6 protein-coding genes and 3 tRNA genes are annotated in these 8,843 nt (G+C 74.7%); 7 read left to right on the top strand and 2 right to left on the bottom strand.

Features of this window, described 5'->3' with window-relative positions; translation table 11 throughout:
- Positions 1–1,708, bottom strand: a 1,708-nt coding sequence (locus B7P34_RS33650; protein ID WP_146167007.1) for a PAS domain-containing protein, incomplete at its 3' end; no start/stop codon positions are given.
- A gap of 324 nt (positions 1,709–2,032) precedes the next feature.
- A complete protein-coding gene (locus B7P34_RS33645) occupies positions 2,033–2,515 on the bottom strand; it encodes an SSI family serine proteinase inhibitor (protein WP_106681955.1) in 483 nt (160 codons plus the stop codon).
- Between the two features lie 217 nt (positions 2,516–2,732).
- Between B7P34_RS33645 and B7P34_RS33640 the strand changes: the two genes are divergently transcribed.
- The 7 genes from B7P34_RS33640 to B7P34_RS33610 form a co-directional block, all read left to right on the top strand.
- Positions 2,733–2,823: transfer RNA gene (locus tag B7P34_RS33640), tRNA-Ser, on the top strand.
- A gap of 280 nt (positions 2,824–3,103) precedes the next feature.
- A tRNA-Arg gene (locus tag B7P34_RS33635) sits at positions 3,104–3,176 on the top strand.
- Positions 3,177–3,205: 29 nt separating this feature from the next.
- A tRNA-Met gene (locus B7P34_RS33630) sits at positions 3,206–3,279 on the top strand.
- Positions 3,280–3,485: 206 nt separating this feature from the next.
- The gene (locus B7P34_RS39060; RefSeq protein ID WP_106681954.1) at positions 3,486–4,253 is read left to right on the top strand and encodes a response regulator transcription factor; all 768 of its coding nucleotides are present in this window, start codon (positions 3,486–3,488) and stop codon (positions 4,251–4,253) included.
- Positions 4,250–5,824, top strand: coding sequence for a sensor histidine kinase (locus tag B7P34_RS33620; RefSeq protein WP_223268504.1), 1,575 nt, complete (start codon positions 4,250–4,252; stop codon positions 5,822–5,824). The genes B7P34_RS39060 and B7P34_RS33620 overlap by 4 nt, the downstream gene beginning before the upstream one ends.
- A 107-nt stretch (positions 5,825–5,931) precedes the next feature.
- Entirely contained in the window at positions 5,932–7,353 is a 1,422-nt protein-coding gene (locus tag B7P34_RS33615; RefSeq protein WP_106681953.1) for a bifunctional glycosyltransferase family 2/GtrA family protein, read from the top strand.
- Positions 7,350–8,843, top strand: a 1,494-nt coding sequence (locus tag B7P34_RS33610) for an ArnT family glycosyltransferase (RefSeq protein WP_146167006.1), incomplete at its 3' end; no start/stop codon positions are given. The genes B7P34_RS33615 and B7P34_RS33610, both read left to right, overlap by 4 nt.

Below are 8,843 nucleotides of genomic sequence, written 5' to 3'. Positions count from 1 at the left end.
CGTCGCCGTCCGCCGCGCGGCGCGCCCGCCGCCCGCTGCCCTGCGTCCCGCCACTGGCAGCGGCCGGAGCGCCCCCGCCGGCAGGACCGGCAGGAGCAGCCGCACCAGCCGCGGCGGCAGAAGCCTCGGAGGTCTCAGGGGCCTCAGGTGCCTCGCTCGTGCCGCGCACCCGCTGGGACGGCACCGGCATGACGGTCGTGGCGTTCATCGTGTCCGTGGCGGACCGCCGCTCCGTGGCGGCGGGGCTCACGGGCCCGCCCTTCGCGGAGACGGGCACCTCCAGGACGTACGCGCTGCCGCCCGCCGCGCCCGGCACGTCGTGGGTCTGCAGCACCCCGCCGTGGGCCCGCACGATGCCGCGCACGATCGGCCCGTGGACGGGGTCGCCGCCCGCGTAGGGCCCCCGCACCTCGATCCGTACGACCTCGCCGCGCTGCGCCGCCGCCACGACGATCGTGGAGTCGCCGGACGGCGCGCCGCCCGCGGGGGCGTTGCCCGTGGCGTCGACGCCCGCGACGTCCGCGATCAGGTGCGCCAGCGCCTGCGCGAACCGCTCGGCGTCGACCTCGGCCTCGATCGCCGGCGCGTGCACCGCGAACTGCGCCCGCCCGGGCCCGATCAGCTCGACCGCGCCGTCGACGCCGGCGGCGACGACCTCGTCGAGCGCGGCGGGGCCGCGCTCCAGCTTGGCCTCGCCGGCGTCCAGCTGCTGGTAGGCGAGGACGTTGTCGACGAGGGTGGTCATCCGGGCGTAGCCGGCGGAGAGGTGGTGCAGGATCTGGTTGGCCTCGGGCCACAGCTGGCCGGCCGGGTCGGCGGCCAGCGTGCCGAGCTCGGCGCGCAGTTGCTCCAGGGGGCCGCGCAGCGACTCCTTCAGGACGGCCTGCAGCTGTGCGTGGCGCGCGGCGAGCGCGTCGTACGTGCGCCGGTCGGTGAAGGTCATCACCGCGCCGACGAGCTGGTCGCCGTCGCGCACGGGAGCCGTCGTGAGGTCGACCGGGACGGCCCGGCCGTCCTTGGCCCACAGCACCTGCCCACGCACCCGGTGCTTGCGGCCCGAGCGCAGCGTGTCGGCGATGGGGGACTCCTCGTACGGGAACGGCGTGCCGTCCGGCCGGGAGTGGTGGATCAGCGGGTGCAGTTCCTTGCCGCCGAGGTCGCTGGCGCGGTAGCCGAGGATCTGCGCGGCGGAGGGGTTGAGCAGAACGATCTTGCCGGCGGTGTCGACGCCGACGACGCCCTCCGCGGCGGCGCGCAGGATCATCTCGGTCTGCCGCTGCTGCCGGGCGAGTTCGGCCTCGGTGTCGAGCGTGCCGGTGAGGTCGCGCACGACGATCATGAGGAGTTCGTCGCCGGTGTAGGGCTGGTGGTCGGCGTACGGGGTGCGGCCGTCCTCCAGGTTCGCGCTCGTCACCTCGACGGGGAACTGCGAACCGTCCGTGCGCCGGGCGATCATGCGCGTGGGCTTGGTGCGGGCGTCGCCGTCCGGGGGACGGATCGAACCGGGGATGCGCCGGGAGTCGAAGTCGGGCAGCAGGGAGAGCAGTCCGCGGCCGACCAGGCCGGTGCCGGGGACCTCGAAGGTCTCCAGAGCTATGTGGTTGGCGTTGACGACCGTGCCGTTGCAGTTGACGAGCAACAGGGCGTCGGGCAGGGCGTCGAGTATGGCTGCGAGGCGAGCAGCGCCTCGGGATGGCCTGCTGCTCACGACGACGCTTCCTCCCTGGTTACCGCACCTTGCAGACCGCGCCGGGCGGGCTGGCCGCCGCGCCGTGGCGTGTCACTGGAGCGCAGTCTACGGGCTGCCGGGGCGGGCGCGGCGGCGGACGAGGCGTGCGGCGAGGCGCGCCGTACGGGCGCCGTGGGGCGTCTGCCGCAGGCCCGACATGTCTTATGTGTCAGACCTTGTGGTTGACATTGCGGTCGGCGGGCAAGGGTCCGGCGGGGGTGTCCGCGGCCGTGCCCGCGGTCCTCCCGGCCGCCCCGCCGGCGGGGTTCCGGGCCGCCCTGCCGAGGGGGCTCCGGGCGGTGGTCAGCGGATCCCCGGCCAGCCTTTCACCGGGGTGCCGAGCAGGCGGGAGAACCTCTCCCAGCGCTCGATCTCGCAGCCGTTCGTCCGCTTGAACTCCGCCAGCACGGGGCGGCCCGCCCAATGGCCGACGACGCGGGCCCGCTGCGGGCCGCCGTAGATCATCGTGCAGACGGTGCCGTCGGGCACGGGGGCGAACGGGTCCTTGCCCCAGGTGGTCTGGCCGTCGATCTGGCGGCAGGCCTCGCGGGCGCGCGGGTGGGTGCCGCCGTCCGGATGGCAGTAGAGGTAGAAGGTGGTGGAGGTGGCCTCGCTGCCGTCGAATCTGCCGTTGTCGCTGACGGTCACGGTGAGGTGGTCGAGGCCCTCGGGGTTCGCCGGGGGCATGGGGAGCGCGGCTGCCGGGGCGGCCGTGGCGGAAGGGACGGCGAGCAGGGCCGCCGGGGCCAGAGCGGCGGCGGCGAGGGCGATACGGCGGAGCAGCATGCGGGACTCCCGGGGGCAGGCGAGCGCGGACCGGGGGCGCGCAGGGCCCGGCCGATCCCTTCACCCTTCTAACGCGCCGGGCGGCAACGCGTTGCGCTCCGGAAAACGTCTTTGCCCCGCCCGGTGAAAGCCCGGTACCGTAGGGGTGCGATTGGTGAGCGGCCAGGAGACTGTGTCATCATCTGCATCGCACCACTCGTGCATGCACGGGTGGGCTGGAGGCGTCGCCTAGTCCGGTCTATGGCGCCGCACTGCTAATGCGGTTTGGGCCTTAAAGCCCATCGAGGGTTCAAATCCCTCCGCCTCCGCACCACCGGCAAGCCCCGGTCGTCCCCGAGACGACCGGGGCTTCTGCGTTGTGGAGCTGTTGCGGGTCGTTGTGGGCCGTTGTGGAGTCGTGGCGGAGCCGCGGCGGGACGATGCCGCCGCCGGGCTGCGGGCGATCTCGTCCACGGGGGTCGCCGGAGCCGCTCCGGAGGGCGTTTTCGCAGGTCGGAGCTGGTGTGGGGAATGGATTTCGCGTCGCGGCGGAGTTCATGTAATGTTGTCCACGCAACGCCGACCGGCAAGAAAACGCCGGGAAGCCGAGCGCTCGTAGCTTAACGGATAGAGCACTTGACTACGGATCAAGAGGTTGCAGGTTCGAATCCTGCCGAGCGCACAGCCGGAAGTCCTCGGACTTCCGACCGTCGCGGGGTGGAGCAGCTCGGTAGCTCGCTGGGCTCATAACCCAGAGGTCGCAGGTTCAAATCCTGTCCCCGCTACTAAGACCGAAGGCCCGGTACCTCAGGTACCGGGCCTTCGGCGTATCCGCACTCGTACCCGCACCCCTACCCGTACTCGTATCCGGACGGACGGGTTTCGGGCGCCGTCGCTCCTGGCCGAGCGTGACAGCGCCCGCGCGCGATTCTCAGGAGAATCACAGAGAGCCGAAAGGTCCCTCTCACGCGCCCCTCGCACCCTCGTCCCCATGACGGACCCCTCCCTCCCGCCGGCCCCCGCCACCGCCGCCACCGCCCCCCTCCTGCGGGACGACGGCAGTCCCGTGCGCGTGCTCGTCGTGGACGACGAGGCGTCGCTGGCCGAGCTGCTCCGCCTCGCCCTGCGCTACGAGGGCTGGGACGTGCGGTCCGCGGCGGACGGCGCCGAGGCCGTACGGGTCGCGCGGGACTTCGCCCCGGACGCCGTCGTCCTGGACGTGATGCTGCCCGACCTGGACGGGCTGACCGTGCTGGGCCGGCTGCGCCGCGAACGCCCCGACGTCCCGGTGCTCTTCCTCACCGCCAGGGACTCCGTCGAGGACCGCATCGCCGGGCTCACCGCGGGCGGCGACGACTACGTGACCAAGCCGTTCAGCCTGGAGGAGGTCGTCGCCCGGCTGCGCGGCCTGCTGCGGCGGGCCCGCGCCGTCGCGCCGCGCCCCGGCTCCCTCCTCACCGTGGGCGACCTCGTCCTGGACGAGGACAGCCACGAGGTCTCGCGCGGCGGCACCGACATCCACCTCACCGCCACCGAGTTCGAGCTGCTGCGCTTCCTCATGCGCAACCCGCGGCGGGTGCTCAGCAAGCCGCAGATCCTCGACCGGGTCTGGTCGTACGACTTCGGCGGCCAGGCGAACGTCGTCGAGCTCTACATCTCGTACCTGCGGCGGAAGATCGACGCCGGGCGGGAGCCGATGATCCACACGCGGCGGGGCGTCGGCTACCTCATCAAGCCGGCCGCGCCCGCGCCGGCGTGAGCCCGGCACGGCCCGCCCGGCCGCGGCCGCTGCGCACGCGGCTCGTGCTGTCCACCGTCGTCCTGGTCGCCGTCGTGTGCGCGGTGATCGGCACGGTCACGGCCATCGTGCTGCGCAGCTACCTGTACGGGCAGCTCGACGGCCAGCTCGCGGAAGTGGTGCGGCGCGCCGCCGCGCCCCGCCCGCCGAACCTGTGGCGCGGCGGCCCGCTGAGCTTCGTCCAGGGCGGCGGCCAGCCCATCGGCACCGTCGGCGCGCTGACCGGGTCCGACGGGCGGGTCACCGACTCGGCCGTCAGCACCTCCCCGCGCACCTGGCGGGGCGACGGCGACCCCCTGCGCGAGCCGCTGACCGCCGCCCAGAGCGACGCCCTCGCGCGGCTGCCCCGCGACGGGCGGCCGCACGACGTCGGCCTGCCCGGGCGCGGGGACTACCGGGCCCGGTCCGTCACCGCGCCCGACGGCGCGACCTACCTGGTCGGCATCCCCACGGCGAGCGTCCAGGAGACCCTCGACACGCTGATCGTGGTCGAGGTGTGCGTCACCGCCGCCGGCCTCGTGGCGGCCGGGATCGCCGCCGCCGCGACCGTACGGATCGCGCTGGGGCCGCTGCGGCGGGTGGCGGCGACCGCGACGCGGGTCTCCGAACTCCCCCTGCACGAGGGGGAGGTGGCGCTGCACGAGCGCGTGCCCGCGGCGGAGGCCGATCCGCGGACCGAGGTCGGGCAGGTCGGGGCCGCGCTCAACCGCATGCTGGGCCACGTGGGTTCGGCGCTGATGGCACGTCAGGAGAGCGAGGTGCGGGTGCGGCAGTTCGTCGCCGACGCCAGCCACGAGCTGCGGACGCCGCTGGCCTCCATCCGCGGGTACGCCGAGCTCACGCGGCGCACCGGTGAGGGCGGCGAGCCCGTCGGGCCCCGGACCCGGCACGCGCTCGGCCGCATCGAGTCCGAGGCGCGCCGCATGACCGGGCTGGTGGAGGACCTGCTCCTGCTCGCCCGGCTGGACGCCGGCCGCCCGCAGGCGTGCGCGGACCTCGACCTCTCCCCGCTCGTGGTCGACGCCGTGAGCGACGCGCGGGCGGCCGGGCCGGGCCACGTGTGGCGCATCGACCTGCCGGCCGAGCCGGTGTCCGTACGGGGTGACGCCGCCCGGCTGCACCAAGTGCTCGTCAACCTGCTGGCCAACGCGCGGACGCACACGCCGGCGGGGACGACGGTGACGGCCCGTGTGCGGGGCGCTTCCCGCGAGGGGTGGGCGGTGGTGTCGGTCGAGGACGACGGGCCGGGGATTCCGGCGGAGTTGCTGCCGAACGTCTTCGAACGGTTCGCACGAGGGGACGCGTCCAGGTCGCGGGCGGCGGGGGGATCGGGGCTGGGGCTGGCGATCGTGCGGGCGGTTGTCGCGGCGCACGGGGGACGGGTGGGCGTGCGGAGTGTGCCCGGGCGGACCGTGTTCACGGTGGAGTTGCCGGTTCGGCACGGCCGGGATGCGTCGTCGGGGCTGAGTGCCGTTGCGGCGGAGGGAATTCCGCCGGCCCTCCCCCGGAGGGGGCGCCCCCACCTCCCGTAACCGGGGGCAGGCCCCCGGCCCCCGGAGCGGTGGGCCCCGCCCGCATTCACAGGCCGCGCACAGGGATTGCACACGGTCGCGACAGCGGGCCCGGCGAGGGTCGGCGCATGACTGAGGCCACTCGGCAACCACTCCCGGCACGCGCGCCCTTGCCCCCGCAGGGCACCGTGCTCGACGTCGTGATTCCCGTGCACAACGAGGAGGACGACCTGGAAGCGTGCGTGCGGCGGCTGCACGCGCACCTCACCGACACCTTCCCGTACGGGTTCCGGATCACGATCGCGGACAACGCGAGCACCGACCGCACCCCCGAGGTCTCCGCCCTCCTGGACGACTCCCTCGACGAGGTGACCGCCGTCCGGCTGGAGGAGAAGGGCCGCGGGCGGGCGCTGCGCACCGTCTGGTCGATGTCCGAGGCGCCCGTGCTCGCCTACATGGACGTCGACCTGTCCACCGACCTGAACGCCCTGCTGCCGCTGGTCGCCCCGCTCGTGTCCGGCCACTCGGACCTGGCCATAGGGACGCGGCTGGCGGGCGGTGCGCGGGTCGTGCGCGGGCCGAAGCGGGAGTTCATCTCGCGCGCGTACAACATCGTGCTGCGGACGGGGCTCGCGGCGCGGTTCTCGGACGCGCAGTGCGGGTTCAAGGCGGTGCGCAAGGACGTCGCGGAGCGGCTGCTGCCGCTGGTCGAGGACTCGGGGTGGTTCTTCGACACGGAGCTGCTGGTGCTGGCCGAGCGGGCGGGGCTGCGGATCCACGAGGTGCCCGTGGACTGGGTCGACGACCCGGACAGCTCCGTGCACATCGTCCGCACGGCCACCGAGGACCTGCGGGGCGTGTGGCGCGTCGGGCGGGCGCTCGCCACGGGCGCGCTGCCGCTGGACCGGCTGCGCCGCCCCTTCGGCGACGACCCGCGGGACCGGGCCGTGGCGGGGGTGCCGCGCGGGCTGGCCCGGCAGCTGCTGGGCTTCTGCGTCGTGGGCCTGCTCAGCACCGGCCTCTACCTCGGGCTGTACTCGCTGCTGCGGACGGTCTCGGGCCCGCAGGCGGCGAACGCGGCGGCGCTGCTGCTGTCGGCCCTCGCCAACACCGCGGCCAACCGGCGCCTGACCTTCGGGGTGCGGGGCCGGGACCGGGCGGTCCGGCAGCAGGCGCAGGGCCTCGTGGTCTTCGCCATCGGCCTGGCCCTGACCAGCGGTTCGCTCGCCGCGCTGCACGCGGCGGGCGGCTCCCCCTCCCACGGCGCGGAACTCTCCGTGCTCGTCACGGCCAACCTGGCGGCGACGGTGCTGCGGTTCCTGCTGCTGCGGGCGTGGGTCTTCGGCGCGTCCGACGCGGCCGGGCCGGGCCTTGGTGCCGGGCCGGGTTCTTGTGCCGAGCCGGGCTCCGGTGATGGGTCGGCCGCCCGGGCCCGCCGCGGCGGTGGGCAACTCCCGGGGCGCGGACCGGCGGCGCCGGACGCGGCCCGGCCCGACGATCACGCAGGGGCCGCGGAGAGCGGGGCCCGCACACTGAGGAAGGCTCGATGACCAAGACATTCCCGCTGCCGTGGCGGCGCCCCTCCTGGAAGGCCGCGGCGCTGCTCGCGGTCACCGCGGCGCTCTACCTCTGGGACCTGAGCGCGTCCGGCTACGCGAACCAGTTCTACGCCGCCGCCGCGCAGGCGGGCGGCGCGAGCTGGAAGGCGTTCTTCTTCGGCGCGTCCGACGCCGCCGGGGCGATCACCGTGGACAAGCCGCCCGCGGCGCTCTGGCCGATGGGCCTGTCCGTACGGCTCTTCGGGCTGAGCTCGTGGGCGATCCTCATGCCCGAAGCGCTGATGGGCGTGGCTGCCGTGGGCGTGCTGTACGCGTCCGTGCGGCGGCATTTCGGGGAGGCGGCCGGGCTGCTCGCGGGTGCGGTGTTCGCGCTGACGCCCGTCGCCGCGCTGATGTTCCGCTTCGACAACCCCGACGCGCTGCTGTGCCTGCTGATGGTGTGTGCCGTGGCGTGCGTCCTGCGCGCGCTGGAGGCGGGCCGGACGGCGTGGCTGCTCCTGGCGGGGCTCTGCTTCGGCCTGGCGTTCCTCACCAAGACGCTCCAAGCGTGGCTGATCCTGCCGCCGCTCGCCGTGCTGTACGCGGTGTGCGCGCCGGGCCGGCCGCTGCGGCGGGTGGGGCAGCTGCTGCTCGCGGGGCTGGTGACCGTCGTTTCCGGCGGCTGGTGGGTCGCCGTGGTCGAGCTGTGGCCGGCGGGCTCGCGCCCGTACATCGGCGGCTCGCAGCACAACAGCTTCCTCGAACTCACCTTCGGCTACAACGGACTCGGCCGCCTCAACGGCAACGAGACCGGCAGCGTGGGCGGCGGCGGACACGGGCCCGGTGGCGGCGGTCGCTGGGGCGAGACCGGCATCCTGCGGCTGTTCGGCTCCGACATGGGCGGGCAGATCGCCTGGCTGCTGCCGGCGGCGTTCGTGCTGCTGGTGGCCGCGCTGGTCCTGACCCGGCGGGCGGGCCGTACGGACGTCCGGCGGGCGGCGTTCCTGGCGTGGGGCGGGGCGATGCTGATGACCTTCGGGGTCTTCAGCTTCATGTCCGGGATCTTCCACCAGTACTACAACATCGCGCTGGCGCCGTACGTGGCGGCGCTCGTCGGCATGGGGGCCGTACTGCTGTGGGAGCGGCGGGCGTTCGCCGCGCTGGCGGCGGTGGTGACGGGGACGGCCGGCTGGGCGTACGTCCTGCTGGACCGCACTCCGCAGTGGCTGCCGTGGCTGAAGTGGGCGGTGCTGCTGGGCGGGGTCGCGGCGGGGTGCGCGCTGCTGGGCGCGAAGCGCGGGCCTGTCGCGCGGGTCGCCGTGGCGCTGTCCGTGGCGAGCGCGCTCGCGGCGCCGCTGGCGTACACGGTGAACACGGTGCGGACGCCGCACGGCGGATCGATCGTGACGGCGGGGCCCGCGGTGAAGGGCGCGGGGCGCTTCGGTGGCGGCGGCGCCGGAGGCATGCGGATGGCGGGGCGGGGCGAGCAGCACGGCGGGGCG

The sequence above is a fragment of the Streptosporangium nondiastaticum genome (genome assembly GCF_003011965.1).
Lineage (GTDB): Bacteria > Actinomycetota > Actinomycetes > Streptomycetales > Streptomycetaceae > Streptomyces > Streptomyces nondiastaticus.
Note: the sequence above shows the minus strand (reverse complement) of the source record. Positions and strands in the feature narration are given on the sequence as shown.

What these genes read in the sequence shown, in the direction of transcription:
- B7P34_RS39060 (WP_106681954.1), top strand. Translation starts at nt 3,486, where the DNA reads ATGACGGACCCCTCCCTCCCGCCGGCCCCCGCCACCGCCGCCACCGCC.
- B7P34_RS33645 (WP_106681955.1), bottom strand. Translation starts at nt 2,515, where the DNA reads ATGCTGCTCCGCCGTATCGCCCTCGCCGCCGCCGCTCTGGCCCCGGCG.
- B7P34_RS33615 (WP_106681953.1), top strand. Translation starts at nt 5,932, where the DNA reads ATGACTGAGGCCACTCGGCAACCACTCCCGGCACGCGCGCCCTTGCCC.